This window comes from Chloroflexota bacterium, assembly GCA_011322445.1.
Taxonomy (GTDB): domain Bacteria; phylum Chloroflexota; class Anaerolineae; order Anaerolineales; family DRMV01; genus DRMV01.
This window is the reverse complement of record DRMV01000011.1, coordinates 37,344-61,905: the sequence shown is the minus strand read 5'-3', so window position 1 is coordinate 61,905 and position 24,562 is coordinate 37,344. Positions and strand designations below refer to the sequence as shown.

Genomic DNA, 24,562 nt, shown 5'->3' with positions numbered 1-24,562 from the left:
GGTCTATGTTCTGGTTTGATCCTTACTACCTGATCTTCATGGCGCCGGCATTTCTGTTGATGCTGGCAGCCCAATGGTATGTGAGTTCGGCGTTCAAGAAATGGTCGCGTGTGCCGTTGCAGGCCAACCTCTCCGGCGCCGAGGCTGCCGAGCGGCTCATCCGCTACGGCGGGCTGTATGGCGTGCGGGTGGAAGCCGTGCGCGGCACGCTGACCGATCACTACGACCCGCGAAGCAAAGTGCTGCGGCTTTCCCCGCAGGTGTACCAGGGGCGTTCCGTGGCCTCAGTGGCTGTGGCCGCCCACGAACTTGGCCATGCCTTGCAAGACCAGGAAGGCTACGCCCCGCTCAAACTTCGCAGCATGATGGTGCCGGCCGTCAACATTGGCTCTTACCTTGGCTGGATTTTGATCTTCATCGGCCTGATTCTTAACTACCTACAACTGGCAGTGGTTGGGCTGGTGGTTTTCTCGTTGGGCGCGCTGTTCGCCCTGGTGACGCTGCCGGTGGAACTCAACGCTTCGGCACGTGCCAAACGCCTGCTGCGCGAAACCGGCATTGTCCAGACCGAGGAAGAGGCCGTGGGCGTGAACCGTGTGCTGAACGCGGCGGCGCTCACTTATGTGGCGGCGTTGGTAACCGCGCTTTTGCAGGTGATGTACTATGCCATGCTGATTTTCGGCGGTCGTCGCCGCCGCTAAATCTTTCATCTCCCCGACGCCCGCGCCGGAAGCCCACCGACGCCCGCGCCGGGGCTTCGGGAGGTGAAACATGGAGGCCAAGCGCATTGCACTGATCTTCCTCTGGGTGCTGACTGCCGCCCTGACGGCGCTTTGCGGTGGGCTGGCAGGAGGCTGGTGGGTTGCCTCGCACGCTGTGCCGGCTGCTGCGCCCGCAGCGGCGGTTTCCCCCGCAGGGCAAGGCAACGCCCCTGCCACGGGCAAAACGCCGAATGGCGATGTCTTGAAAGTGGAAACCACCCAGATTGAAACCGCAATCACCAAGGCGGTTGAGAAGGTTTCCCCTGCCGTGGTTACCGTGGTTGGCGTCATTCCTGGCCAGGTGACATTCTTTGGCCGTACACCCGATGAGCAGGTGAGTGGCTCTGGGGTGATTGTGTCTGAGAAAGGTTACATCATCACCAACAACCACGTCGTGGCCGGCACGCGGAAACTGGAAGTCATTTTTGCCGACGGCACCCGGCGGGAAGCCCGCATCGTGGGCACCGACCGCTTTGCCGACCTGGCCGTGTTGCAGGTGAAAGGGAAAGTGCCCGGTGTGGCCGTGTTGGGCAACTCCGATGCTCTCAAGCCTGGCGAAACCGTGATTGCCATCGGCTCGCCGTTGGGCGCCTTCCGCAACACGGTGACGGTGGGCGTGGTCAGCGCCACCGGCCGTAACCTCGACACCGGTCGCGGCTATGTGATGGAAGGCCTCATCCAGACCGACGCGGCTATCAATCACGGTAACTCAGGTGGCCCGTTGGTCAACCTGGCAGGTGAAGTGGTTGGCATCAATACGCTGATCGTCCGCAACGGCGGCGGCGATGTTGCCGAAGGGCTGGGCTTTGCCATTCCTTCTAACACGGTGCGCGCCGTGGCCGAGCAAATCATCAAGCAGGGCTATGTGTCGCGCCCCTACCTGGGCATCGATTGGCAGGGCATCAACCCCGCCATTGCTGCCCGGTATGGCCTGCCGGTGAAGTGGGGTGTGTATGTCGTTCAGGTGGCGGCTGGCAGTCCGGCTGAAAAAGCGGGCTTGCAGCACGGCGACATCATTACCCAGATCGGCGGCACGCCTATTGATGATCAACACCCCTTCATCAATACCCTCTTTGACCATAAACCCGGTGAGGCCGTGGCCCTTAAGGTCGTCCGCGGGAACAAAGTCATCACCCTGAAGGTGACCTTGGGCGAGCGGCCGCGGCCGTAGCCGCGCCACGCCGCGTAGGCGAACCCGTGCTGCAGGGCGGGATGCTTTCCCGCCCTGCTTTTTTGTGGCATCCTACGGCCTGGCTGGCTTGGTATAATGCCCCCATGCGCAAACTTCTCTTTGCCCTGGCGCTGCTGCTGGGCGTTGTTTTCCTCATTGGGCGTCTGGCAGAAATTCACACCATCGTGGCAACCCTGCGGCAGGGCGACCTGCGATTTATCGGCCTGGCCCTGGGGGTGCAGGTTTTGTGGTACCTCAACGCGGGCTATAACCTGAGGATCCTTTACCGGGCCCTGGGGCTTGAGGAAAGCCCCATTCGTCTGGCGTTGATGGCTTTAGGGGCAAACTTCTTTGGCGTGGTGGTGCCCAGCGGCGGCATGAGCGGGCTGGCCGTTTACATTGCCGAAGCCCGTCAGCAGGGCTATTCAGCCAGCCGTGCCACCGTCGCGGGCGTGGTGTACCTTTTCTTCGAATACGCCGGGTTCCTGGCAGTGTTGGCGTTGGGGCTGGTCGTGCTCATCCGCCGCAACAATTTGACCACGGCTGATATTATTGCCTCTATCCTGATGGCCGGCCTGGCCTTGGGGCTTGGGGCTTTGCTTTACCTGGGGGCTTACTCTGGCCCCTTGCTGGCGCGTGTGCTGGGGGCGCTGGCCCACGGCACCAACCGCCTGCTGTGGCCTTTGCTGCATCGCCCTTACCTTTCCGAAAGCCGGGCGCGCACTTTTGCTCTCGACGCGGGGGAAGGGCTGCAAGCCCTCCGCCGCCAGCCCCATGCGGTGTTGCTGCCAGCCACGCTGGGCGTGGTGAGCAAAATGTTGCAGGTGCTGGTGCTCTGGTTGGTGTTCCTGGCCTTCCATGTTCCGCATTCGTTGGGCACAGTGGTGGGGGGGTACGCGGTCGCGATGTTGTTCATGATCATTTCGCCCACTCCCTCGGGCATCGGCATTGTGGAAGGGGTGATGACGGTGGCGCTCAATTCGCTCAATGTATCGTTGGGCGCGGCTGCCGTCATCACGTTGGCCTACCGTGGCATTACCTTCTGGCTGCCGTTTTTGCTGGGGCCGCTGGCTTTCCGCGCGCTGGGGCGCCTGCCGCTGACCCCGCCGCAGATTCCGCCGCCGCCCACGGGGGGAACGCCATGACCGGCGGTTGGCATCTTGGCCCCCCGGCGCTGCAACAAGCATTGCGCGCATTGCCCCTGGCCACGTGGCGCTTTTACCCCGTGACCGGCTCGACCAATGATGAGGCGTTGGCCTGGGCTGGTGCAGGTGCGCCGGAAGGGTGTCTGGTGCTGGCCGAGCGGCAAACCCGCGGCCGTGGGCGACAGGGCAACCGCTGGTGGTCGCATCCGGCTGCGGCGCTGACCTTCACTTTCATTGCCCGGCCTTTGCCCGGCGAGCAGCCCTACCTTGCCCGGTTTACCGCCTGGGCGGCGGTGGCGCTGGCCGAGGCACTGGAAGCCCTGGGCTTTTCGCCTTCCCTCAAATGGCCTAACGATGTGCTGCTGGAAGGCCGCAAAATCGCGGGCGTGCTTGCTGAAACCGCGTGGGAAGGCGAGGGCGCCGCTGCGGTGGTCGTGGGCCTTGGCGTGAACCTTGCACCGGAAGCCTTACCCCCGGCCGGGGCGGCCGATTTCCCCGCCGGGTGTGTGGCCGATGCCCTGGGCTCCCCGCCGCCGCGGTGGGGTTTCCTGGCCGCGCTGCTGCGCCGCATGGTGTGGTGGCGATATCGCCTCGCTACCCCTGCATTTCTGCGGGCGTGGGAAAGCCGCCTGGCTTACCGCGGGCAGGGCGTGCGCGCGGGCGAGGTCAGAGGGGTGTTGCTGGGGCTCGATGCGCGCGGCGGGCTTCGCTTGCGCTTGCCTTCTGGCGATGTGCACACCCTGTATGCCCTGCAAGGCCACCTGCGGCCGGTTGACAGCCAGCCTAAATTGCCATAAACTTAGACCAGCGCCCGACGCACTACCGAGGAGGTCACCATGTTGGACGATTTCCGCGAGAGCGGCGATTTTTTGGAGGATGAAGACCCCGAAACTTCCGCTAAAGCGATCGGCACAGCGGAAGATGAATTGCTTTTTGGTATGACGCCTGTCCAGCGGTTTGTGCTGGCGGTGTTGTTTTTCCTTTCCATGTGCATGTTGGGGTCGTTTTGCCTGCTCATCACCGATAAAATTGCGCTACCGCTCTTTTGATTGGTTTGTTGTTCCCCCGTGTGCGCGAAAAACCCGCCGAAACGGCGGGTTTTGGCGTTTTTTGGCCGAAACGCGCTCATTTGGCCTTCAGGTCGAATGGCCTTTCGCGCGTTTGGGTTGAAGTGGCTTTGCCGCCCCCGAGCCTTTCTCGCCTGGGGACTTTTCAGGCGGTGGTTCGCATCCAGGCTACCACCTCGGCCAGCCCTTCCCGCAGTGAAGTTTGGGGGCGAAAACCGAGCAGCCGGGCGGCTTTGGTGGGGTCGCCCACCGAGCGGTAGATGTCGCCGGGGCGAGGGGACGCGAACACCGGCGCTGGTGCGTCGGGGATGAGTTCCTGCAGCGTGGCAAGGAGTTCCAGCAGGGTCACTTCATGGCCTGTGCAGATGTTGATGGTTTCCCCCGCGGCGGCTTCGCTTTCGGCGGCGCGCAGGTTGGCCTGGGCCACGTCGCCCACGAAGACGAAATCGCGCCGCTGCCCGCCATCGCCGAAGATGGTGGGCGGTTGCCCTGCCAGCATCCGCCGTGCAAAAATGGGAATGGCCGCCGCGTAGGGGCTATCGGGGCGTTGGCGCGGGCCATAGACGTTGAAGTAACGCAAGGCAGTCACCGGCAAGTCGAAAGCCGCCGTGTAGAGGCGGGCGTAAAGTTCGTTGGCGGCTTTGGTGGCAGCGTAGGGGGAGAGGGGACGCGGGGGCTGGTCTTCGCGCAGGGGGAAGGCCGTGCTGTCGCCGTACACCGCGGCGCTGGAAGCCAGCACGACCCGCGCGACGCCGGCCTGCCGCGCGGCTTCCAGCAAGCGCGCCGTGCCGACATCGTTGATTTCGTGGCAGGTGAGCGGGTCTTCCATCGAGGCGGGCACCGAGACGAAAGCGGCTTCGTGGAACACCACCACCACCCCGCGTAGCGCGGCGCGCAGGGCTAACGGGTCGCGCAGGTCGCCTTCCTGCACTTCCAGCCGCGCGGGCGTCAGCCCGGCCAGGTTTTCGCGCTTGCCGCTGGAAAAATCGTCGAGCACGCGCACCTGCCAGCCCTCGGCCAGCAAGGCCCGCACAATGTGCGAGCCGATGAACCCCGCACCGCCTGTGACCAGGGCGAGGCTCATCGCCCCTTCCCTCCGAAAATCGTGCCTAACGTCCGCAAGATGATAATCACATCGAAGAGCAGGCTACGGTGCTTGATGTAGTAGAGGTCGTATTCCAGTTTGATTTCGGTATCTTGCACCGAGGCCACATAGCCATAATTGACCTGCGCCCAACCGGTCACACCGGGCTTGACAAGCAGGCGGGCGCGATAAAAGGGGATTTTCTTCTCCAGGTCGGCGATGAGGGCTGGTTGTTCGGGGCGAGGGCCGACCACACTCATATCGCCAGTGAGCACATTGATGAACTGGGGAAATTCATCCAGGTGGGTCTTTCGCAAGAAGCGCCCCAGCGCCGTGATGCGGTGGGCGTCGTCGTCAGCCCATTTGCCCTCGTCTTCCCCCGGAGGTACGGGGCGCATACTCCGAAACTTGAGCATGGTGAAAGGCCGCCCCCCTCGCCCGGAACGCACTTGCTTGAAGAAAATCGGGAAGCCGCTTTCCAGTACGATGGCCAACGCAATCCACGGGAAGAGCACCGCCAGCAGCGTCACACCCACCAGCCCGCCGAGGATGTCGATGGCTCGTTTGCCCATCAGGTAGAAAGCGCTCACGCGCGCCTCGTCCACGAAAGAGCGGATGAGCCAGTCGGCGTCGAGGTGCTTGATGGGCACCCGTTCCAGCAATTCCTCGTAGACGGCAGCCATGGTGGCAATTTCAACCCCACGCTCTTGCGCGTCCAAAATGGCCTGGAACATGCGCCCGTGCATCTCGCCGCTGATGGCGACAATGATGTCGGAAACCGCTTCGCGTTGCACGATTTCCAGCAACTGCTCGCTGCCGCCCAGCACGGGCTCGCTTTCGAAGGTGTTGCCCCATTTTTGGGGGTCGTCATCGAGCACGCCCACCACCTTGAAAGGCGGCGGCTCGATGCTGTGGATGGCCTGCAAGATCGCCCGCCCGGCTTTCCCTGCGCCCACCACCAGCACCCGGCGCATGAAGCGCGGCGCGTTGAAAACGCGGATGTAGAAATAGCGCCAGATGAGCGTGTAGACCGTGGCGGCGATGAAGAAGACGGCCACCCCTTTACGCGGCAGCGACAGCGGCGGCGAGGTGAAATACACCACCAGATAAATCACCCCCCCGGCCAGCGCGGCCATGACCACACCGCGCACGGTTTCCCGCCAGCGGCTGGCTTTGTGGGGGGTGTAAAGTTCCACCAGCAGCAGCAACCAGAACAGCGGCAGCAGGTGGAACCAAAGGGGCAAATCGGCAATGTAGGCCCGGCCGGGGAAGCCGAACACCAGCCGGTCGCCTACCCACCAGAAGTAAACTGCTGTCGCCCAGGCGAGCAGCACGGCGGCCACATCACCGGCGAGCAGCAGGGTGCGCCGTTCAGCCGGGCGCAAGCGAAAGGGGGAAGTTTTGGGCGTCGATTGCACAGGCGGCATGGTTCTCTCGGTGCGTCTTCGGCGGGGGGAAGGCCCGAAAACGCGGCGATTGGGAATGCGGCGGTGTTATCGCTGGGAAAGTGTGTTCGCGGCCCGCGGCGGAGACACGATGCCCGACAGGAAGCCCGCGCCCCAGGCCAGGTGCATGGTTGCCATAGCCAGCGGCGCGCCCACTACGCAGGCCGGTTTGCGTCGCCGCACGGCCAAGTGCAACCCCGCGCCCAGCAGCGCCAGCGCGTATCCGCCGAGTTGGAAGCCCAACAGCACCCGCGCCGGCCACCAGACCGTGGCCGCGATGGCCAACACCCCCAGCACCAACACGAAGAGCGGCGGCAATGCCTGCCGCCATCGGAGGGTGTGGGGGTAGCGCCGCAGCATTTGCACCTTCCAGTAGCCGTAGCGCCAGTATTGTCGCGCCAGCGCCCGCAAGGTGGGGCGGGCAAAGTAGGCTGAGCGGATGCTGGGGTCGAGCCATACCGTGCCGCCCGATTCGCGCACGCGCGTGTTGAACTCGTAATCTTCGTTGGTCAGCAGGCTCTCGTCGAACCCGCCGATGCGCTCGATCAGGCGGCGGTAGAAAGCGCCAAAGGGCACGGTATCGACCGCGGCGGCGGTGGAGGCGTAGCGGTAGCGGGCGTCGCCGACGCCCAGCGGGTGCGCGGCCGCGGCCGCGATGCACTCGGCCAGCCAGCCTTCTCCACCGGGGCAGATTTCCCACACGCCGCCCACGTTGTCGCCTTTGCCGGCTTCCAGCGCGGCCACGCTGCGGGCGATGTAATCGGGTGCGGGCACCGAATGGGCGTCGAGGCGCACGATGATTTTGCCTCGCGCGACGGCCAGCGCCCGGTTGAGCGCCGCGGGGATGATGCGGTCGGGGTTGTCAACCACCCGCACGGCCAGGTCGGGGTGCGCAGCCTGCCACGCGGCGATGGCCGCGCGAGTGCCGTCGGTGGAAAGCCCGTCGGCGATGATGACTTCCAGCGCTTCGCGCGGGTAGGTCTGGGCGTAGAGGGCGTCCAGCAGCAGGCCGATGGTGGGCTGCTCATTGTAACACGGGACGATGACGGAAACGGTAGGCATGGGGGAGAGGGTGTCAGAGCGTCGGGTGGTCTGATCGTCTGATAGTCGGATAGTCAGGCAGGCGCGACTAACCGACTATCAGACCATGCGACTATGGCGACTATAGCCGCAGTTTTACCACAAAGGTGCTGCCTTTGCCAGGGGTGCTCTGTACGGTGATGTCGCCGCCGTGGGCACGCACGATTTCGCGGGCAATGGCCAGCCCCAAACCGGCGCTGCCGCCGCTGCGGGCTTTGTCGCCGCGGTAGAAACGCTCGAAAATGCGCTCTTGCACCTCGGGGGAAATGCCCTCGCCGGTGTCGCTGACGCTGACTTCCACGCCATCGGCCGTGCGGCGTGCCTGGACGCGCACTTCGCCGCCGCGCGGGGTGTGCTTGAGGGCGTTGTCCAGCAAATTGGTGAAGACCTGCGCCAGACGGTCGCTGTCGCCGGTCACGCTCAGGCCGTCAGGGGCTTCCAGGGTGAGGCGCACGCCCGCTGTTTCGGCCTGCGGCCGGAAGTGGAGGCACAGGTTTTCCAGCAAAGGCCGCAACGCCACGGCTTCGCGGCGCAGGTCGGCTGTTCCGGCATCCAGGCGCGCGAGGTCGAGCAAGGCCAGCACCAGGCGGTGCATTCGCCCGGCTTCCTCGGTAATGACCTGGGCGGCGGTGCGCACGCTTTCGGGGTCATCGGCGGTGCCATCAACGATGGCCTGGGCAAAACCCTGGATGGAAGTGATGGGGGTTTTCAGTTCGTGCGAAACATTGGCGACAAATTCGCGCTGTGAGCGTTGGGAAGCCTCCACGCGGCGCGCCATTTCGTTGAAAGTGCGTGCCAGCAGGCGGGCTTCCTGGGGGCCTTCTTCAGGTACTGGCTGATAATGCCCTTCGGCCAGGGCGCGCGCGGCTTTGGCAGTGCGGCGGAGGGGGCGCGCCACCCAGCGGCTGAGCCACCAGGCCAGCACTAATGCCAGCAAAAGGGCGAGCACGGCGGCTTCGGCGAGCGGCACCAGCCAGTCCTGGCGGTTGCGCCAGAGCATTTCGAGGGGGCGGGGCAGAGGCTCGGCGATAACCAGCCACCAGCCGTTGCGCACCCGCAGGGCGGAATAAGCCCACGGGCTGCCATCGGCAGCGCGCACCCGCCCGTGCTGAACGTCTTTGCCTGTGAGCGGTGGGAAGTGCAACGCCGGCGCGGTGGGGGCAGTGTCGCGCCACACCTGCCCGTCGGGGGAAAGCACCAACGCGCGTGCCTGCAACACTTCGGCGATGCGGACGGCTTCGCGCCAGGCCAGCGCAGGCTCTTCCACGGGGCCAGATTCCAGCCGCCGCCGCGCAATTTGCAGGGCCAGCGCCTGGCGGGTGTACACCCGCCGGTAGATGGCCGGGTTGCGGATAATCAGCACTGCCAGGGCTGCCGCAACGACCCCCAGCACCACGGCAATGATGGCAAGGTAGGTCAACAGCAAACGTGCCCGTAGGGAATGAAGCATTTACACCGCCAGTTTGTAGCCCACGCCGGTTACGGTTTCGATCTTGAGGTCACTTTCGCCCAGTTTCTTGCGCAACTGGGCGATGTGCACATCCACCGTGCGCGTTTGGCCGACGTAGTCGTAGCCCCAGGCCAGCCGCAGCAACTGCTCGCGGCTGAGCACCATGCCGCGGTGCTGCACGAAGACCCACAGCAGTTCAAATTCCTGGGCGCGCAAGGGCACTTCGCGACCGGCAACCCGCACTTCTCGCGCCGCAGGGTCAATTTCGGTGTTGCCAAGGCGCACGGGCCTGGGCTGCGCCGCCGCCTGCGCGGCAAAGCGTTCCTGCCGGCGCAGCAGCGCCTTGACCCGCGCGACCAGTTCCCGTGGGTTGAAGGGTTTGGTCAGGTAGTCGTCCGCGCCGAGTTCCAGTCCAAGGATTTTGTCGTAATCGTCGTCGCGGGCGGTAAGCATGATGATGGGCACTGGGTCCTCGTCGGCGCGCAGCCGGCGGACGACTTCCAGCCCGTCCAGTTTGGGCAGCATGATGTCGAGCACAATGGCCTCGGGGTGCAGGGAAGCCACCGCGGCCAGGGCAGCCTCGCCATCGCCCACGCTGTGCACACGATAGCCTTCCCGCTCCAGATACATGCGGGTGAGCTGGACGATGTGCGGTTCGTCATCCACCACAAGCACGAGCGGGCGGTCGGTGGACAATTCAGCCCTCCACGAAGGCCACGGCTTCGATTTCCACCGCGACGCCTTTGGGCAGCGCGGCAGCCTGCACCGCCGAGCGCGCCGGCGGGTTGGCGGTGAAGAATTCGGCGTAAACGGCGTTCATGCGGGCGAAGTCGTTGATATCGCGCAGGAAGACCGTGGTTTTGACCACGCTATCCAGCGAGGCCCCTGCGGCTTCCAGAATGTGCTTGAGGTTGGTCAACGCCTGGCGCGTTTCGGCTTCGATGCCGCCGGAGACCACTTCGCCTGTCGCCGGGTCGATGCCAATTTGCCCGGCGGTGTACACGAAGTCGCCAACGCGCACCGCGGCGGAATATGGCCCAATGGCCTTGGGCGCTTTGTCGGTGGTGATGATTTGCTTTTTCATGGTGAACCTCCTGGAGAAGGATCTGCTTGTGGGGCATGGCTCAATTCCATGCCCCACAAGCGGTTTTGGTGGAGCACATACTGGGTCAATGCGTCGACGTCGGAAAGCGCCAAGGGGTTGCCTTCCGGCAGGCGCTGCATGATTGCTTGCACCTGGGCATAGTCGTAATGGGGCAGTTCCTGGCAGCGGGTAATGGTGGCGAGCAAATCGGCCGCCTCTTTGGCGTGCCCGATTTCTGCCCACACCTGGGCGACGGTGCTCATGGCAACCAGCGCGTTCGGCCAGGCGCTGATGCGTCGGGAAAGCGAGATGGCTTCGTTGAGGTGGTTGAGGGCCCGCTGGTAAGCCCCTTGTGCGCTTTCCACCCGCGCGACGCTGTCCAGCACCGAGGCTTTCAGGCTGGGTGGGTCTTCCCCTTTTAGCAGGCGCAGTGCTTCGTGGAGCATTTGTTCGGCCTGCTCGTGGCGGCCGCGTTGCCAGGCGATGTTGCCCAAATTGTTGAGCAGCGCCGCCACCGCGCGAGGCTTCTTTTGCTCTCGGCTGAGCGCCAGCGCCTTCCCAAAGAAATGCTCGGCTGCGGTCAGGTCGCCCTGACCGTAGGCCGCGACGCCAATGGCGTTGAGCAGCGAAAGCAGCAGCGGGGCGATGTCTTCTTGCTGGTAAACCTGATAGGCGTGTTCCATGAAGGATACCGCCGCGGCGTAGTCGCCCAGGGCGCTGTGGACGCGCCCCAGAACGGAGGTCACGTGGGCCTGGTGCAGCGGCGGGAGGGAGGGGAATTGCCGCCGGTAGACTCGCCGGAGGATGTGCAACGCTTCTTGGTAGTCGCCGAAGTGGTAATAGAACTCGGCCCGCACCACCTCGAGGTAGGCCCGAAGCCGGAAGTAATCCCGGTCGCGTTGTCGCGTTTCCCACCGCCGCAGGTGGGCCACGCTTTCATCCACCAGCGCGAAGGTTTCGGCAAACTGGTTCAGTTCCCCCAGGGAGGGGAACACCCACGGGGCAGCCTCTGCCAGCAGCGCGGCTTCCCGGTGGTGAAGTGCCCAACGCCAGGCTTTGGTGATGTCGGGGATGTCGTCTTCGGAAGCCAGGAAGCCCCAGCGCTCGGCTTCGGTGTGGGCTCCGGCGGTTTCGGGCAGGCGTTGCAGATACCAGAAGGCGTGTTGCCGCTGGGCGCGAGTCACGTCGTCGGGGAAAGCCTGCAGGCGCACACGGGCATATTGCTGCAAAAGGGGGTGCAGGTAAAACCGCCCCCCTCCGCGCCGGGAAAGATAGGTTTTGGCGGCCAACGCGTCAAGGAAGAAAAGCGAGGCGTCGGCCACTTCGCGCGCGGCGGCCAGGGGGAAGGCCCCTTCAAACAAGGCTAACAGCGCCAAACGACGGCGCTCATCGGGCGAGAGCGCCCCCCAAAAGGCATCCAGCGCGGCTTCCAGGGGGTTGGTGCGGGTTTTGACATGGCTTAGCGATTCCAGAATTTGCGCGGGCGTGAGGGTGTTGCACCATGAGGCCAGAATGCGCACGGCCATGGGCGAGCCTTCAGCCCAGCGGCAAATTTCTTCGACTTCTTCACGCCCGCGCCCTTCGCCGCAATGCTGCCCCCCGCCGCTGCGGCGCGCGATGTGGAAGAAGAGATGCGCGGCTGGCGAAGTTCCCTCTTCTTCGCTCGTTTCCAGCCCTGCCAGGCGGATGACGTGCTCGGTGGGCAGGTGCAATTGCCACAGGGTACCCACCACCATCCGGTTTTGGGGCACGGCATTGGCTAAACGGCTCAGCAGCATGGTGGCTTCTGGTGCAGCGGCTACCCCGTCCAGCACCAGCAACATGCGGCGGCTTTGGAGGTGCTGGGTAATTTGCGGGAAGATCTCGCCGCGCATTTGCAGGGGAATCCGTAAGCCGCGCGCCAGGGCAGCGGCCAGGCGGTCGCCGCTTACGCCTTCCAGCGCGATGTAGCGCACGCCATCCGGAAAGTGCTTGTGGCTTTCCAGCGCCAGTTGTTGCAGCAAGCGGCTTTTGCCGACGCCCCCCGCGCCGCTTACCGTCACCAGGGGGAATTTTTTGACGGCTTCTTGCAGGGTCCAGAGTTCGCGATTGCGCCCGAACAGCAGAGGCAGGTCAGAAGGCACCCCGATTTGGGCAGGATCGGCGTGGTTGGGTGTGGGGGGATCCCAGTCGGTGGGCAGTTGCCAGCGCCAGCCTTCCGGCTGTGGCTGCAGGTAGCCGCGGTGCACCAGCGCAGCCAGTGTTTGGTGGATTTTTTCGGGTAGCCCTTCTGTTTGCTCCCAAACCCAGCGCGCCAGCACTTCAGGAGGTTCCCACCGCAGAGCGTGCCGGATCCAGGCTTTGACTTCGTGTCGGTCGAGCGGCGGCAGGGTGATGTTGGCATACATGGGCGCCCGGAAGCGCGTTTGGGCGTTTCCTACCGCAGCATAGACCAGACCGACGTGTTCAAAGCCTTCTGGCAGACGCAAGAGGTGCTGGACTACCTGCACACTGGCTTCATCCAGCCAGGCGGCGTTGGTGATGGTCAACAGCAGCCCTTTGGCTGGTTGGGCGACCTGCAGCAGGTGCTTCAGGGCGCGCAAGAGCTGGGCGGGGGTTTCCAGCGGTGGGATGCTTTCCCCTTGCTGGCTGAGGGCGTGGGCCACGGCGTGGCTGAGCGCGCCGAGGTAGCGTAAATGGCGAGGGGGTGTGGCCTCGACGGGGACAACGAGGTAGCCTTGCAGGCGGCTGATGTCTTGGGCAATGCGAAGGAAGTTGTCTGCCCCGCCATAGGGCGGCGCTTGCACTCGAATGACGCCACTGCTATGGTGCAATAGTTCTTCCAGGCGGGTGTAGAGCAAGGCCAATTGCTGACGTTGCCCAATGGGGCGGCGCGGCACGGCTACTAGTTCTCCCGTAGCCCGCCGGTCGGTGGCTACCAGGCAGTGCCCCCCGGCATGTTTAGCGAAGTAGTGCCGCCGGTCGGCGGTGCGCAGCAGGACGGCAGGGGTGGTGCCGTCGCGCGGCCCCAATGCCATGCCGATGCTCAGCCGCAAATGCAAAGGGTAGGCCGGCGAAACGACCCGCCCGCCCAGGTCTTCCAGCAGTTGCTCGCCGATGGTGCGCCCCATGATCTCATCGGCTTGGGGCAGGACGATGAAGAACTCGTCGCCGCCATAGCGGGCGACGTGCCCCTGTTGGCCGACCACTGCTCGCAGGCGCTCGGCCACGAATTGCAAGGCGTGGTCGCCCACTTCGTGCCCAAAGGCGTCGTTGATGCTTTTGAAATGGTCAATGTCAACGAAAAGGACCGCCACGGGCGCGCCGCGTTGCAGCACCCGTTGTAAGATTTCCTCCCCCGCGCTTCGGGTCAAGACACGCGTCAATTCGTCGAGCGGAAGCACCGACGCCATGGGGCACCCGAGCGGCTTACGCCGCTCACCTTACGCATCAAATTGCAACAGGTTGAGCACGTCTTCTAACGCCTCGCGAAACAACTCATCCATCACGGCTTCAGGAGCGCGATACGGCCCGCCAAACGAGCCGTCGCCATACACTTTGCGGGCTTCCTGCGCGCCGAGCAAACCCGGCACTTTGGGCGGCGCTTTGTATTCTTCCGGCATCTCGCCTACGATGGTGAAGGGGAAGGCTTCCAGCCAGTTGGCATGGGCGGGTTGCAGGCCATGCTTTTCGGCCACTCGCTTGACGGTGTCGGAAAGCCACCAGTCGTACCATGCGATGCGCAGGTCGGGCAGTTGGGAAGCCAGTTCGTAAAGGCGCCCCCGTACTGGAATGTTCCCCCCGTGGCCGTTGAGGAAGAGCAGGCGGCGAAAGCCGTAGCCGTGCACCGAGCGCACCATGTCTTCTACCACATCCAGCAGGGTGCTGAGGCGCAGGCTGATGGTGCCGGGGTAGGCGAGAAAATAGGGCGACGCGCCGAAGTTGAGGGGCGGGGCAACCAGCACCCCCGTGCGACGGCTGGCGGCGTCGGCCAGCGCCAGGGGCACTTTGACATCGGTGGTCAGGCTCAAATAGGCGTGTTGTTCACAAGCGCCCAACACCACCATCAAGCGGTCATCGTGCTCGAGGTAGTGTTCTATGTCCATCCAGTTCAGGTCGTCAAAACGCACGGTGGCCTCCTTACAGCCATAATGTTGTCTCAATTATACCCTTACGCTTTCCCCTTACCCCTTCACCTCGTTGGCTGACAAAAGGCAGCAGGTGCCTGCAATTGCAGAGGTGTGGCTTCGCCCTTCCCGCCACTTTGGCCTGCTCGTTTGCCATTCGGCCATCGGCGGGCGGTTTGAAGGAAAGGGCGTTTGCATAGATAGCATGGTGTCTGTGGTGGGCTTTCCCGGCGCGCCAGCGTATGCTTTACGGCTGCTCCCACCAGGGGATTTCGTAGGAACCCAGGGCGGTATCCCAGATGTTCTCGTAGGCCGTCCGGGCGTCATCCGTGGCGACAAAATTCAGCAGCACCAACGTTTGCCCCTGACAAACATCGTAGTGGGTTTTCCCTTCCATCCCTAAGCGTTGGGAAGCCCACGCAAAGTCCCCGCCATCACCGTTAGCTTCCTCATCGGCCTCAGCCTCACCGAAAAACTGGCTTCCGGCAGCCCTGCCGGGGAGTTCCTGCGCATCGTCGGCATCGAACTGGCGCACCAGCCGCCACGCGGCTTTGCGAGCCGCCTGTGATGAAAGGTCGGCGCCGGTCTCATCCACCACGGTCTCGATGAAAGCCCGCCCGTCGGGGGATTCCAGGCGGTAGGCTACTGCCATGTCGTGCTTTGTCACCGTGCGATACCAGCCTACCGGTGCATCGAGCGAACAGAAATCGTCGTAACACGAGAAAGCCCGCAAGGCATTGTAGGGCGGCTTATCTTCAATGAGGCTGCGGTTACCGGATACCTGCGGCACCAGCGCTCCCCACCAGGCCCTGGCCTGGGAAGCCTCCTCGATGGGCACGCTCAACTCAATGAGCAGCGCCGCCGCGCCGTCTTGCCGTGCAAGCAAACGGTAATCCATGACTCCTTCGTCCGTTTTCCAGTGTTGATGCACATAAACGGTATGTTCCCCCGTCTTCGTTTCCACAGGTTCGACTTCCACAGCGTACGTTTGCAGGTAGCCTGCCACCAAGCGCTGCAGGCTTTCCTCGGGCAGTGGCACAGCCGTGTTGAGGGCGGTGATCGTGAAAAAAGTCCATTCGCCGCCCTCGGAGGGCGTGAAAGAAGTCCACGCGTCCTCTTCGTCGGCCACTTCCCAGCCAAGGGGCGGGCGTGTGGTGAAAAGGCCGGCGGGGTGGGTGTAAGGCTCGCCCAAAGCCACCGGCGTGGACGAAGGCATCGGCGATGGCTGCGGTGTGCGGGTGGGGGCCACGGTTGCTGTGGGCGGGACAAGCGTCGCCGTGGGGAAGCGAGCAGCCGTCGGCGTGGGCGAAGCGGGAGCGCCGCCACATGCAGCCCCCGCAACCGCGAGTGCCAGCAGTGCGAACACCCTTTGCCAGGTTTTCATTGGCCCCTCCCTCCTCTAAATTTCTTTGCTGCCCCGTAGGGCGGGATGGCGTCCCGCCCCACAACGCACCTCACAGGTTTAGCAGAAAAACACCCACAGAGGCACGGGGGGATTGGGGTGTTGGAGTATTTGGGGATGTTCCCTTTGCGTTCTTTGCTTCCTCCGCGCCTTTGCGTTTAACATCCTTGGCGCTCTTGGCGTTATCTTGGCGGCCTTGGCGCCCTAAAAATCCGTGTGCACCCCCCCACAATCCGCGCTATCCGCGGCCTATTTTCTCAAAGCCGCAGACGCCGCCGCGGGCCGCGCGACTTCTTCGGCCAGCCGCCCCAGCAGCGACCACGGCCCTGTCCAGGTAATCAGCACGTCTTCGACGCGTCCCCGCAGGTCGTCTTCGCTATCCACGAAGACCAGTTTGTTGGTGGGCGTGCGGCCGCGCCAGCGGCCTTTGACTTTTTCTTCGAACAGCACCGGCACCTTTTCGCCCAAATAGCGGCGGTTGATTTCCGCGCTGATGCCTTCCTGCAGTTCTTCGATGAGGCGGAAGCGGCGCATTTTCTCTTCTTCGGGCACGTCGTCGCGCATTTTGCGCGCCGCCACCGTGCCCGGCCGCTCGGAATAGCGTGCCAGGTGCACTACATCCAGTTTCAACTCAGCCAGCAGGTCGTAGGTGCGCTGGAATTGCCCGGCGGTTTCGCCCGGGAAGCCCACGATCACGTCGGTGGCAATCGCCACGCCGGGGATGGTGGCGCGGATTTTTTCCACCAGGCGGCGGTAGTCTTCGGCGGTGTAGCCGCGGCGCATGTTGGCAAGCACTTCGTCGTCGCCTGCCTGCACCGGCACCTCAATGTGCGGCATCACCTTCGGCAGTTCGGCCACGGCTTCCAGCAATTCGTCGGTCATCCACAGCGGATGCGAGGTCAAAAAGCGGATGCGCTCGATGCCTTCCACTTCGTGCACGCGGCGCAGCAGCCACGCCAGGTTCACGCCTTCCAGGTCTTTGCCGTAGCGGTCGACGATTTGCCCCAACAGGGTGACCTCCTTCACGCCCTGGGCAGCCAGCGAGCGCACCTCGGCCAAAATGACTTCGGGCGGGCGGCTGCGTTCCACGCCGCGGCGGTAGGGAATCACGCAGTAGGTGCAGGCGTGGGAGCAACCCAGCACCACGGGCACGTGTTCGCTCACCAGCCGTCCCCGCAGGGAACGCGGCAGCACCAGGTCACCATCCTGCAGCGCGAAGCGGCGGGCGGTTTCGGCTTCTTCCATTTGCTTGTGCTCGCGTTGCGCAAGCAGCGAAAGCAGCGGGCCGGGGTCGGAAGGCGGCGAGAACACATCCACGAAGGGGAAGCGCTGTTTCAGTCGGTCGTGCCCCTTGAGACCGACCACGCAGCCCATCATGTTGATGACCATGTGGGGGCGTTTGCGTTTCAGCGATTTGAGCGACATCAGCCGCCCGTAAGCCTTGTCTTCTGCACTTTGGCGCACCGCACAGGTGTTGAGCACCACCACGTCGGCTTCCTCCGCACTGGCGGCTTCCCGATAGCCCAGTTTTTCCAGCGCCGAGGCCACGCGGTGGGAGTCGGCAACGTTCATCTGACAGCCAATGGTCCAAATGTAATAGCGCATGTTCCTTTTCCAAAGGTGGTAAAATCTGTCCATTAAGGATACCATAAAGCCATGAAAACCCCCATTCGAGCCTACCTGCTGGGGGTGCTCAGCGCCCTGCTTGTGCTGGTTGGTCTGTACTTTCTGCCTCCAATCAACCGCCGCCTTGCCTGGCGGGTGGATGCCCTGGAAACCACGCTGCGCATGCGGCTGCATCCGGTGGCGGCGCAGCCGCCCACACCCAGGCCGGTGACGCCTGCCGGGAATCCGGCGACGGCCACGCCCACCCTGGTGCCTTCCCCTGCGCCAACGCCCACCCCCGGCCCCACGGCCACGCCCACGCCTTCCCCCACGCCGCTGCCGCCGCAGGTGCTCCTCAAGCCCCCCAAGTGGGAATCGCAGGACTGGAACAACTGCGGCCCCACCACCCTGGCCCTCTACCTGCGCTGGTGGGGGTGGGATGGCGACCAGTATGACATTTCGCGGGTGGTCAAGCCCAAGCGCGGCGACCGCAATGTGAATGTGGAAGAACTGGCGGGGTTTGTGAACAACCGCATCAAGGGCTTCAGCGCAATTTACCGCGTGGGCGGCAATCTGGAAACCCTGAAGCGCTTCCTGGCTTCCGGGATGCCGGTGATGATTGAAGAAAGCATGATGTTCGAAGAGCAATACTGGCCCAACGACGACCGCTGGGCAGCGCATTACCTGCTCATCACCGGTTACGACGATAGCGCACAGGAATTCATCACCCAGGATTCGTTCCGCGGCCCCAACCGCCGCGTGCCTTACGCCACCCTGCGCAGTAATTGGGAAGCCTTCAACTTCGTCTATATCCTTGTCTTCCCCAACACCCGTACCGATGCGGTCAAGGCGCTGCTCGGCGAGGACTGGAACACCGACGTCAACCGCCGCAAGGCACTCAAAGCCATGCAGCAGGCCACACAAGAAAACCCCAACGATGCCTACGCGTGGTTCAACCTGGGCACCAACCTGCTTTACTTTGAACGCTACGGCGAGGCTGCGATGGCTTACGACAAAGCCCTCAAAATCGGCCTGCCCCAGCGTTTCCTGCGCTATCAGTTTGGCCCCTTCATTGCCTATTTCCACACCGCCCGCTTCGACGACCTGCTCTCGCTGACCGACTACGCGCTCCAAATCACGCCCAATTCCGAGGAAGCCCATCTCTGGCGCGGCTGGGCACTCTACCGCTTAGGCAAAAAACGGGAAGCCATCGATGAATTTCGCGCCGCGCTGGAAGCCAACCCGCACTACGAAGACGCCAAATACGCGCTAAAATTCTTGGGCGCGCGGCCGTAAAAGAACCGCAGATTACGCAGATGACACAGATTTTTTCTGCGTAATCTGTGAAATCTGCGGTTTCATTTGGAGGAAATTATGCTCGATACCCACGGCAAGTTTTACTTAGGCAACCTCTACGACCTGAAAGCAGGCAAAGTCACCGACCAGCCGGTGCTCTACGACCCCGACGACCTGACCACCCACGCGTTTGTCGTCGGTATGACCGGCAGCGGCAAAACTGGCCTGTGCATTGACCTGCTGGAAGAGGCCGCCCTGCAGGGCATCCCCGCGCTGCTGATCGACCCCAAAGGCGACATCACCAACGCGCTGCTGCACTTCCCCGAACTGCGGCCCGAAGACTTCGCGCCGTGGATCAACCCCGACGAAGCCCGCCGCGCGGGCAAATCCGTGGCCGAGGTTGCCCAGGCCACCGCCGACCTGTGGCGCAACGGCCTCGCCAAGTGGGGCATCGGCCCCGACCGCATCCGCGCCCTCACCGAGGCCGCCCACTTCGCCGTCTACACCCCCGGCTCCGACGCGGGCATCCCCATTTCCATCCTGGCCTCCCTCAAAGCCCCCGACATCCCCTGGGAAGGCAACCGCGAACTGCTGCTGGAAAAAATCCAGGGCACCGTCACCGCGCTGCTCGGCCTGGTGGGGATGGACGACGTCGACCCGGTGCGCTCGCGCGAACACATCTTGCTGAGCAACATCTTCCAGCGCGCCTGGCAGCAGGGCAAAGACCTGACCTTAGCCGAACTGATTTTGCAAACCCAGAACCCGCCCTTCGAGAAACTCGGCGTGTTCGACCTGGAAACCTTCTTCCCCGCGCAGGAACGCGCCGAACTGGCCATGCTGCTCAACAACATCCTGGCCGCGCCCACTTTCCAGACCTGGCTCACCGGCCAGCCCTTAGACATCCCCAGCCTGCTCTTCGCCCCCGACGGCAAGCCGCGGCACAGCGTGTTCTACCTCGCCCACCTCAGCGACCAGGAGCGCATGTTCTTCGTCACCCTGCTCTTCGCGGCGGTGGAAACCTGGATGCGCACCCAGCCCGGCTCCGACGCGCTGCGCGCCATCCTCTACTTCGACGAAATCTACGGCTACCTGCCGCCCACCGCCAACCCGCCTTCCAAACAGCCCATGCTGCGGATGCTCAAGCAGGCGCGCGCCTTCGGCCTTGGGCTGGTGCTGGTTACCCAAAATCCGGTGGATGTGGACTACAAGGCGCTTTCCAACATGGGCACGTGGGCGATTGGCAAACTGCAAACCGACCGCGACAAGCAGCGCCTGCTCGACGGGCTGCAGGGGGCTTCCCCCGGCGTGGACCGGCAAACCTACGACCGCCTGATTTCCAGCCTGCGGAAGCGGGTTTTCCTGCTGCACAATGTGCACGAAAGCGAGCCGGTGGTCTTCCACACCCGCTGGGCGATGAACTACCTGCCCGGCCCCCTCACTCGCGCCCAGATTCCGGCGCTCAACCGCTTGGCGGGCGCCGAGGCCGCCCCGGTGCAGGAAGCCGCCCCCGCCGCGCCCCAAACACCTGCCGCGGCCCAAAAGCCCGCTGCCCCGCCCACGGCGGCTTCCCCTAAAACGGGCACGACGACCCGCCCCGCGGTGCCCCGCGGCGTGGCGGAATACTTCCTGCCCCAGAACCTCACCCTTTCGGAAGCCATCCAGGCCGCGGGCGCCCACCTTCCCCCCGACGCCCAGGCCCGCGGCGTGCGTTACCGCCCGGTGCTGCTGGCGCAGGCGCGGGTGCGGCTCACCCAGCGCAAGTATCGCTTGAATTCCGAAATTGCCCGCACCGCCCTCGTGCACGAGATTGCGCGTTCTGGCGTGGTGCGCTGGGAAGATTTCCTGCTGGAGCACCCCGTCGACGACCGCCGCTTCGACCGCGCCCCGCTGCCCAACGCCGCGTTCCTGCCCCTGGAAGCCCCCCTGACCGACGCCAAGGCCCTGAAAGCCCTGCGCCGCGACTTTGCCGACTTCGTCTATCGGGAAACCGAAGTGACCATCCGTGCCAACGAAGCCCTGAAAGTGTACGCCGGGCCGGAGGTTTCCCAGGCCGACTTCCGGCGGATGTGCACCGAAGCCGCCCGCGAAAAAATGCAGGCCGAACTGGACAAAATCGCGGCCAAATACGACCGCAAGATCGAGCGCCTGAAAGAGCGGCTGGCGCGTGAAGAGCGGGAACTGGCCGAGGACGAGGAAGAATATCAGCAGCGCAAGATGGAAGAACTCGGCACCCATGCCGAAAACGTCCTGAGCCTGTTCATGGGGCGGCGGCGGCGGATGAGCACCTCGCTCACCAAACATCGCCTCACCGAAAAAGCCAAAGCCGACATTGAGGAATCGGAAGCCGCGATCGCCGATTACAAGCAACAGATTGCTGAGTTGGAGAAGGAAAAGGAAGCCGCACTGGAAGACGTCCGCCGCAAGTGGGCCGATGTGGTGGAGGAGGTAGAAGAAATCCCCGTGCGGCCGTACAAGAAAGATGTGCTGGTGGAACTCTTTGGCGTGGCGTGGGTGCCGCACTATGTGGTGGAAACGCCGCAGGGAGAAGAAGAAATTCCCGCGTTTGCGGGGTAAATCCATCAGAGAGGCTACAATGAGTGAAAAATCTTCTGGCTGCCTGAGTGTGTTGCTGCCTTTTCTAAAATCTGCGCCGGCGAGTCATCCCGTTGCTCTAAAGGAAGAAATCTTTGAAGAAGATACGCTACCTTACAAACTACGAGATGATTTTGTATCTCCCGCGGAGCATTCCTTCTACAAAGTACTCACACAGGTTCTCGATGAGCGCTTTACGGTGATGGCTAAAGTACGTCTGGCCGATATTTCCTTCGTGCCCGGTGGACGCTCAAACAAAATGTATTTCTCATACTTTAACAAAATCGCTCAAAGGCATGTGGATTTCCTCATCCTTCACAGCCGCACGATGCGCCCATTGGTTGGTATCGAACTGGATGACGCCAGTCACCAGCGCCCTGACAGGCAAGCGCGCGACGTGTTTGTCGATGAAGCCTTCCAGGCCGCCGGGCTGCCATTGGTACGTTTCCCTGTGCGAAAAGGCTACAGTTCACAAAGTATCATTGCTCGCCTTTCCCCGCACTTGCCTCTGCGAGAACAACCCTTGCCTTCGCCTGCAGCCCGACAACCGGTTCCCGACGAAGAATTTACGGCTGATGGCGTGCCTTTATGCCCAAAATGCCACGTGCCGATGGTTTTGCGAACCGTCCGTCAGGGCCCTCACAAGGGGAAACAATTTTACGGCTGTCCCAATTTTCCCAAATGTCGGGAAGTTAGACCTGTTCCTCGCTCCCGGAAACGATGAACTCGTGCTCAAAAAGCAAACAGCCCCCAAACGGGGGCTGTTTTGGTGGGCGCGACAGGATTCGAACCTGCAACCAATGGCTTAAAAGGCCACTGCTCTACCGTTGCGCTACGCGCCCATGCAGGTGCAATTTTATCACGCCCAAAATCAGACGTCAACGAAATGCCCGGCGCGTTTTGTTGACGGATGTGCGCCGCGTGCAAGGTTTTCTCAACTTGCCGTTAAGGGAATATTAACGAACTTTTTACGTTCTCCCCGCCGAAATTGCCCAAATGGCAAACTTTTGGCAAGGGTCTTTCGTTACACTATGGGCGTAACAATCACAACCCAGCGTACCAGCTGCAGGAAGCAGGGGACCTGCGATGGCGGAATCGGCGGCACCAGGGGGAACGAGGCGGTGCCCCGATTCTGCTTTAACCGGGCTGCGGTATAATCTCCCTATGGGTTGCCGCCGTTGTCCTGAAGACCTCTCGGTTGAAGAACTTCAGCGCCTGTTGATCGAAAAGCGCCGCGCCGAACGCCAAAGCCGGCTGGAGCGCTTTCGGCGCAGCGGGCGTGCGGTTGTGCTCGCGCCTGATGACAATGCCGCGCTGGAAAACCTGCGCTCGGCTGCCGTCTCCGCGGAAGAAAGTGAGAGCGCGGCTGCTGTGCCCCCGCGCCGGCGCTGGCTTGACCGAATTTTGCTGGGCGTGGAAGTGCTGGCGGTCATCGGCCTGGTCCTCGTGCTGCTCAACGGCGTTAGCGTGGTGCAACAACTCAATCGTGAGGTGGCGGGGGCTTTACAGCAACCCACGCTCACGCCCACGCCGTTGGTGATGGCGGTGGTGCTTCCTGCCGGTCACACACCGCCCACCGCACCCGGCGGCGCACAGTTCAACGAGGCTGAGATTCCCGAACACCTGCGCCCGCTGGTGCAATCGCTGGCTGCAGTGCCGCTGCCCACCCCTGGCCCTGCCCAACCCGTGCGCATCCGCATTCCGGCGCTGGGCGTTGACGCGCCGGTGGTGGAAGGCGATGGTTGGGAACAACTCAAGAAAGGCGTGGGGCATCACATTGGCAGCGCGAACCCCGGCCAGCGCGGCAATATGGTGCTTTCCGGGCACAATGATATTTACGGCGAGGTGTTTCGCGACCTCAATCGTCTCAAACCGGGGGATGAGATTATTGTTTATGCCCGTGATAAGGCCTACACTTACATCGTCACCGAAAAACACATTGTGGAACCCACGGACGTCCAATGGCTGGCCCCAACCCAACGTCCCACGGTGACGCTGGTTTCCTGCTACCCCTACATGGTTGACAACAAACGCATTATCGTGCGCGGTGTGCTGCGGAGCGAAGGCTAAACGTGGGCGCGTCCCTCTGCTGCGGTCTGGCTGCGGAGGGCTACTCTTCTTCTTCCGCCTCTTCTAACAGCGCGACCAGTTGGCGCGCTGTGCCCAGCAGCAGCATGCCCGCTTTGAAGGCGCTGGATGCCGAGAGGCGAACTTTCCGCGCCCCACCCCGGCGGCTGTAAGCATAGGCCAGCGCGGCCCCGGCCATTGCCCCTACCAACGCGCCAAGCAGAATCATCTTGCCTTGTTGCGGTTCCTGCACGACGGGTAGGGTTGTTTCGGGGGTTGCCATTGGTGTCGGCGAGTTCATCCACGGCCTCCTTTGCGTAGGGCGTGCCATCCTGCCTGCCAGGCTGCGCGCGCGGCCTGCCAGCGAATGAAGGGCGAGGCTGTTCGGTCGCTCACCTGGACGAGCGTTTGCCGCACCGTCCGCAGTGTGTGTAGGGTCCACACGGTCACTTCGGGAAGGCGCCCTCGGGCGCGCGCGGTGAGCACCACCAGCCCTACCAGCAACACCAAAAGCGGAAGCGCAGCAGCCATGCAAATGAGCGTCATTCCGATGATGACCGCATCAGCAGCCCGGCTTACTGTGGCTGGGCCTGCCCCTGCAATGGCCCATACGGCCACCGCCGCGAGCAGCACCCCGGCCACCAGTAGCGGCAGGAAGATGGTCAGCCACCGATTTGCCTGATGGCCGCGGCGTGCCTGGGCTTCTTTGCGGGCAACCACCACGCCTTGGGCTTCCCACGGCCAGCGTTTTTGTGCCATTACAGCGTTCCTATCCAGCAGGATGTTTGCATGGCTCTATTGTAACCCTAACGCGCTTTGCCTTCAACGGTCACATGCCTACCACCACGGCCACCGCGCAGCCGCGAGAGTGGCTGAGGCTTACTGCCCACGATGTGATGCCTAACCTCTCGGCCTGGCGTTGGGCTTCCCCGTGCAGGTGCAAGTAAGGAGCCCCGCGGGCATCGGTAAGCACTTCGAGATCGGTCCAGCGGACGGCGCCGATGCCAGTGCCAAGGGCTTTGGCGGCGGCTTCTTTAGCAGCAAAGCGCGCGGCCAGGGAAGGCACCCGCCCGCGGCACTCGGCCTGCTCGCGCGGGGTGAAAAGCCGCGCCATCAGCCGCTCGCCGTGGCGGGCGAGGGCCTGCTTGAAGCGGGGAATTTCAACGACATCGATGCCGGTGCATAACATGCGGTGATGATACCACAG

General features: G+C 63.3%; 22 protein-coding genes and 1 tRNA gene. 9 read left to right on the top strand and 14 right to left on the bottom strand.

Annotation, left to right across the window (positions count from 1 at the left end; genetic code table 11):
• The first annotated feature begins 5 nt into the window (after nt 1–5).
• The 5 genes from ENJ54_02125 (at nt 6) to ENJ54_02105 (ending at nt 4,126) form a co-directional block, all read left to right on the top strand.
• The gene (locus ENJ54_02125; protein HFC08642.1) at nt 6–701 is read left to right on the top strand and encodes a zinc metallopeptidase; all 696 of its coding nucleotides are present in this window, start codon (nt 6–8) and stop codon (nt 699–701) included.
• A 70-nt stretch (nt 702–771) separates the two neighbouring features.
• The gene (locus tag ENJ54_02120) at nt 772–1,932 is read left to right on the top strand and encodes a PDZ domain-containing protein (GenBank protein HFC08641.1); all 1,161 of its coding nucleotides are present in this window, start codon (nt 772–774) and stop codon (nt 1,930–1,932) included.
• Nucleotides 1,933–1,973: 41 nt separating this feature from the next.
• Nucleotides 1,974–3,077 (top strand): flippase-like domain-containing protein, encoded by a 1,104-nt coding sequence (locus ENJ54_02115; GenBank protein HFC08640.1) that lies wholly within the window; start codon nt 1,974–1,976, stop codon nt 3,075–3,077.
• The gene (locus ENJ54_02110; protein ID HFC08639.1) at nt 3,074–3,874 is read left to right on the top strand and encodes a biotin--[acetyl-CoA-carboxylase] ligase; all 801 of its coding nucleotides are present in this window, start codon (nt 3,074–3,076) and stop codon (nt 3,872–3,874) included. The genes ENJ54_02115 and ENJ54_02110 overlap by 4 nt, the downstream gene beginning before the upstream one ends.
• A gap of 39 nt (nt 3,875–3,913) precedes the next feature.
• Nucleotides 3,914–4,126: a hypothetical protein gene (locus tag ENJ54_02105; GenBank protein ID HFC08638.1), complete on the top strand. Its 213-nt coding sequence runs from the start codon at nt 3,914–3,916 to the stop codon at nt 4,124–4,126.
• 163 nt (nt 4,127–4,289) lie between these two features.
• On the opposite strand, the gene ENJ54_02100 is transcribed toward ENJ54_02105, so the two are convergent.
• The 10 genes from ENJ54_02100 to miaB all read right to left on the bottom strand — a co-directional run bounded on the left by ENJ54_02100 (nt 4,290) and on the right by miaB (nt 17,400).
• On the bottom strand, nt 4,290–5,228 hold the full coding sequence (locus ENJ54_02100) for an SDR family oxidoreductase (protein ID HFC08637.1): 939 nt from the start codon (nt 5,226–5,228) through the stop codon (nt 4,290–4,292).
• Nucleotides 5,225–6,655, bottom strand: coding sequence for a sugar transferase (locus ENJ54_02095; GenBank protein HFC08636.1), 1,431 nt, complete (start codon nt 6,653–6,655; stop codon nt 5,225–5,227). The genes ENJ54_02100 and ENJ54_02095 overlap by 4 nt, the downstream gene beginning before the upstream one ends.
• Nucleotides 6,656–6,721: 66 nt before the next feature.
• Entirely contained in the window at nt 6,722–7,735 is a 1,014-nt protein-coding gene (locus ENJ54_02090) for a glycosyltransferase family 2 protein (GenBank protein HFC08635.1), read from the bottom strand.
• Nucleotides 7,736–7,835: 100 nt separating this feature from the next.
• Nucleotides 7,836–9,203, bottom strand: a complete 1,368-nt coding sequence (locus ENJ54_02085) for a HAMP domain-containing histidine kinase (protein HFC08634.1) — start codon at nt 9,201–9,203, stop codon at nt 7,836–7,838.
• Entirely contained in the window at nt 9,204–9,833 is a 630-nt protein-coding gene (locus tag ENJ54_02080) for a response regulator transcription factor (protein HFC08633.1), read from the bottom strand.
• Nucleotides 9,834–9,900: 67 nt separating this feature from the next.
• A complete protein-coding gene (locus tag ENJ54_02075; protein ID HFC08632.1) occupies nt 9,901–10,287 on the bottom strand; it encodes a RidA family protein in 387 nt (128 codons plus the stop codon).
• Complete coding sequence (locus ENJ54_02070) at nt 10,284–13,679, bottom strand: diguanylate cyclase (protein ID HFC08631.1); 3,396 nt, start codon at nt 13,677–13,679, stop codon at nt 10,284–10,286. The genes ENJ54_02075 and ENJ54_02070 overlap by 4 nt, the downstream gene beginning before the upstream one ends.
• Nucleotides 13,680–13,709: 30 nt before the next feature.
• The gene (locus ENJ54_02065) at nt 13,710–14,396 is read right to left on the bottom strand and encodes a creatininase family protein (protein HFC08630.1); all 687 of its coding nucleotides are present in this window, start codon (nt 14,394–14,396) and stop codon (nt 13,710–13,712) included.
• A 244-nt stretch (nt 14,397–14,640) separates the two neighbouring features.
• A complete protein-coding gene (locus tag ENJ54_02060; GenBank protein HFC08629.1) occupies nt 14,641–15,777 on the bottom strand; it encodes a hypothetical protein in 1,137 nt (378 codons plus the stop codon).
• Between the two features lie 267 nt (nt 15,778–16,044).
• Nucleotides 16,045–17,400, bottom strand: a complete 1,356-nt coding sequence (miaB, locus tag ENJ54_02055; protein ID HFC08628.1) for a tRNA (N6-isopentenyl adenosine(37)-C2)-methylthiotransferase MiaB — start codon at nt 17,398–17,400, stop codon at nt 16,045–16,047.
• 51 nt (nt 17,401–17,451) lie between these two features.
• Here miaB and ENJ54_02050 point away from each other — a divergent pair, with 51 nt between their 5' ends.
• The 3 genes from ENJ54_02050 to ENJ54_02040 all read left to right on the top strand — a co-directional run bounded on the left by ENJ54_02050 (nt 17,452) and on the right by ENJ54_02040 (nt 22,012).
• Nucleotides 17,452–18,696, top strand: coding sequence for a tetratricopeptide repeat protein (locus ENJ54_02050; GenBank protein ID HFC08627.1), 1,245 nt, complete (start codon nt 17,452–17,454; stop codon nt 18,694–18,696).
• Between the two features lie 78 nt (nt 18,697–18,774).
• Nucleotides 18,775–21,270, top strand: a complete 2,496-nt coding sequence (locus ENJ54_02045) for a DUF87 domain-containing protein (GenBank protein ID HFC08626.1) — start codon at nt 18,775–18,777, stop codon at nt 21,268–21,270.
• 19 nt (nt 21,271–21,289) lie between these two features.
• Entirely contained in the window at nt 21,290–22,012 is a 723-nt protein-coding gene (locus ENJ54_02040) for a DUF2726 domain-containing protein (GenBank protein ID HFC08625.1), read from the top strand.
• Between the two features lie 43 nt (nt 22,013–22,055).
• On the opposite strand, the gene ENJ54_02035 is transcribed toward ENJ54_02040, so the two are convergent.
• Nucleotides 22,056–22,130, bottom strand: a tRNA-Lys gene (locus ENJ54_02035).
• A 244-nt stretch (nt 22,131–22,374) separates the two neighbouring features.
• Here ENJ54_02035 and ENJ54_02030 point away from each other — a divergent pair.
• The gene (locus ENJ54_02030; GenBank protein HFC08624.1) at nt 22,375–23,358 is read left to right on the top strand and encodes a sortase; all 984 of its coding nucleotides are present in this window, start codon (nt 22,375–22,377) and stop codon (nt 23,356–23,358) included.
• 40 nt (nt 23,359–23,398) lie between these two features.
• Here ENJ54_02030 and ENJ54_02025 read toward each other — a convergent pair whose 3' ends face one another.
• From ENJ54_02025 to ENJ54_02015, 3 genes are all read right to left on the bottom strand, one after another.
• Complete coding sequence (locus tag ENJ54_02025; GenBank protein ID HFC08623.1) at nt 23,399–23,656, bottom strand: hypothetical protein; 258 nt, start codon at nt 23,654–23,656, stop codon at nt 23,399–23,401.
• Nucleotides 23,653–24,114, bottom strand: coding sequence for a hypothetical protein (locus ENJ54_02020; GenBank protein ID HFC08622.1), 462 nt, complete (start codon nt 24,112–24,114; stop codon nt 23,653–23,655). Before ENJ54_02020 ends, ENJ54_02025 begins: the two co-directional genes overlap by 4 nt.
• 70 nt (nt 24,115–24,184) lie before the next feature.
• A complete protein-coding gene (locus tag ENJ54_02015; protein ID HFC08621.1) occupies nt 24,185–24,544 on the bottom strand; it encodes a holo-ACP synthase in 360 nt (119 codons plus the stop codon).
• Nucleotides 24,545–24,562 lie beyond the last annotated feature (18 nt).

Excerpts from the sequence above, each read along its gene's own strand:
- ENJ54_02025 (HFC08623.1), bottom strand. The coding sequence starts at position 23,656 with ATGAACTCGCCGACACCAATGGCAACCCCCGAAACAACCCTACCCGTC.
- ENJ54_02110 (HFC08639.1), top strand. The coding sequence starts at position 3,074 with ATGACCGGCGGTTGGCATCTTGGCCCCCCGGCGCTGCAACAAGCATTG.
- ENJ54_02080 (HFC08633.1), bottom strand. The coding sequence starts at position 9,833 with ATGTATCTGGAGCGGGAAGGCTATCGTGTGCACAGCGTGGGCGATGGC.
- ENJ54_02045 (HFC08626.1), top strand. The coding sequence starts at position 18,775 with ATGCTCGATACCCACGGCAAGTTTTACTTAGGCAACCTCTACGACCTG.
- ENJ54_02125 (HFC08642.1), top strand. The coding sequence starts at position 6 with ATGTTCTGGTTTGATCCTTACTACCTGATCTTCATGGCGCCGGCATTT.
- ENJ54_02040 (HFC08625.1), top strand. The coding sequence starts at position 21,290 with ATGAGTGAAAAATCTTCTGGCTGCCTGAGTGTGTTGCTGCCTTTTCTA.
- ENJ54_02115 (HFC08640.1), top strand. The coding sequence starts at position 1,974 with ATGCTTTCCCGCCCTGCTTTTTTGTGGCATCCTACGGCCTGGCTGGCT.
- ENJ54_02095 (HFC08636.1), bottom strand. The coding sequence starts at position 6,655 with ATGCCGCCTGTGCAATCGACGCCCAAAACTTCCCCCTTTCGCTTGCGC.
- ENJ54_02070 (HFC08631.1), bottom strand. The coding sequence starts at position 13,679 with ATGGCGTCGGTGCTTCCGCTCGACGAATTGACGCGTGTCTTGACCCGA.
- ENJ54_02105 (HFC08638.1), top strand. The coding sequence starts at position 3,914 with ATGTTGGACGATTTCCGCGAGAGCGGCGATTTTTTGGAGGATGAAGAC.
- ENJ54_02030 (HFC08624.1), top strand. The coding sequence starts at position 22,375 with ATGGCGGAATCGGCGGCACCAGGGGGAACGAGGCGGTGCCCCGATTCT.
- miaB (HFC08628.1), bottom strand. The coding sequence starts at position 17,400 with ATGCGCTATTACATTTGGACCATTGGCTGTCAGATGAACGTTGCCGAC.
- ENJ54_02120 (HFC08641.1), top strand. The coding sequence starts at position 772 with ATGGAGGCCAAGCGCATTGCACTGATCTTCCTCTGGGTGCTGACTGCC.
- ENJ54_02085 (HFC08634.1), bottom strand. The coding sequence starts at position 9,203 with ATGCTTCATTCCCTACGGGCACGTTTGCTGTTGACCTACCTTGCCATC.
- ENJ54_02050 (HFC08627.1), top strand. The coding sequence starts at position 17,452 with ATGAAAACCCCCATTCGAGCCTACCTGCTGGGGGTGCTCAGCGCCCTG.
- ENJ54_02100 (HFC08637.1), bottom strand. The coding sequence starts at position 5,228 with ATGAGCCTCGCCCTGGTCACAGGCGGTGCGGGGTTCATCGGCTCGCAC.
- ENJ54_02060 (HFC08629.1), bottom strand. The coding sequence starts at position 15,777 with ATGAAAACCTGGCAAAGGGTGTTCGCACTGCTGGCACTCGCGGTTGCG.
- ENJ54_02090 (HFC08635.1), bottom strand. The coding sequence starts at position 7,735 with ATGCCTACCGTTTCCGTCATCGTCCCGTGTTACAATGAGCAGCCCACC.
- ENJ54_02075 (HFC08632.1), bottom strand. The coding sequence starts at position 10,287 with ATGAAAAAGCAAATCATCACCACCGACAAAGCGCCCAAGGCCATTGGG.
- ENJ54_02020 (HFC08622.1), bottom strand. The coding sequence starts at position 24,114 with ATGGCACAAAAACGCTGGCCGTGGGAAGCCCAAGGCGTGGTGGTTGCC.
- ENJ54_02015 (HFC08621.1), bottom strand. The coding sequence starts at position 24,544 with ATGTTATGCACCGGCATCGATGTCGTTGAAATTCCCCGCTTCAAGCAG.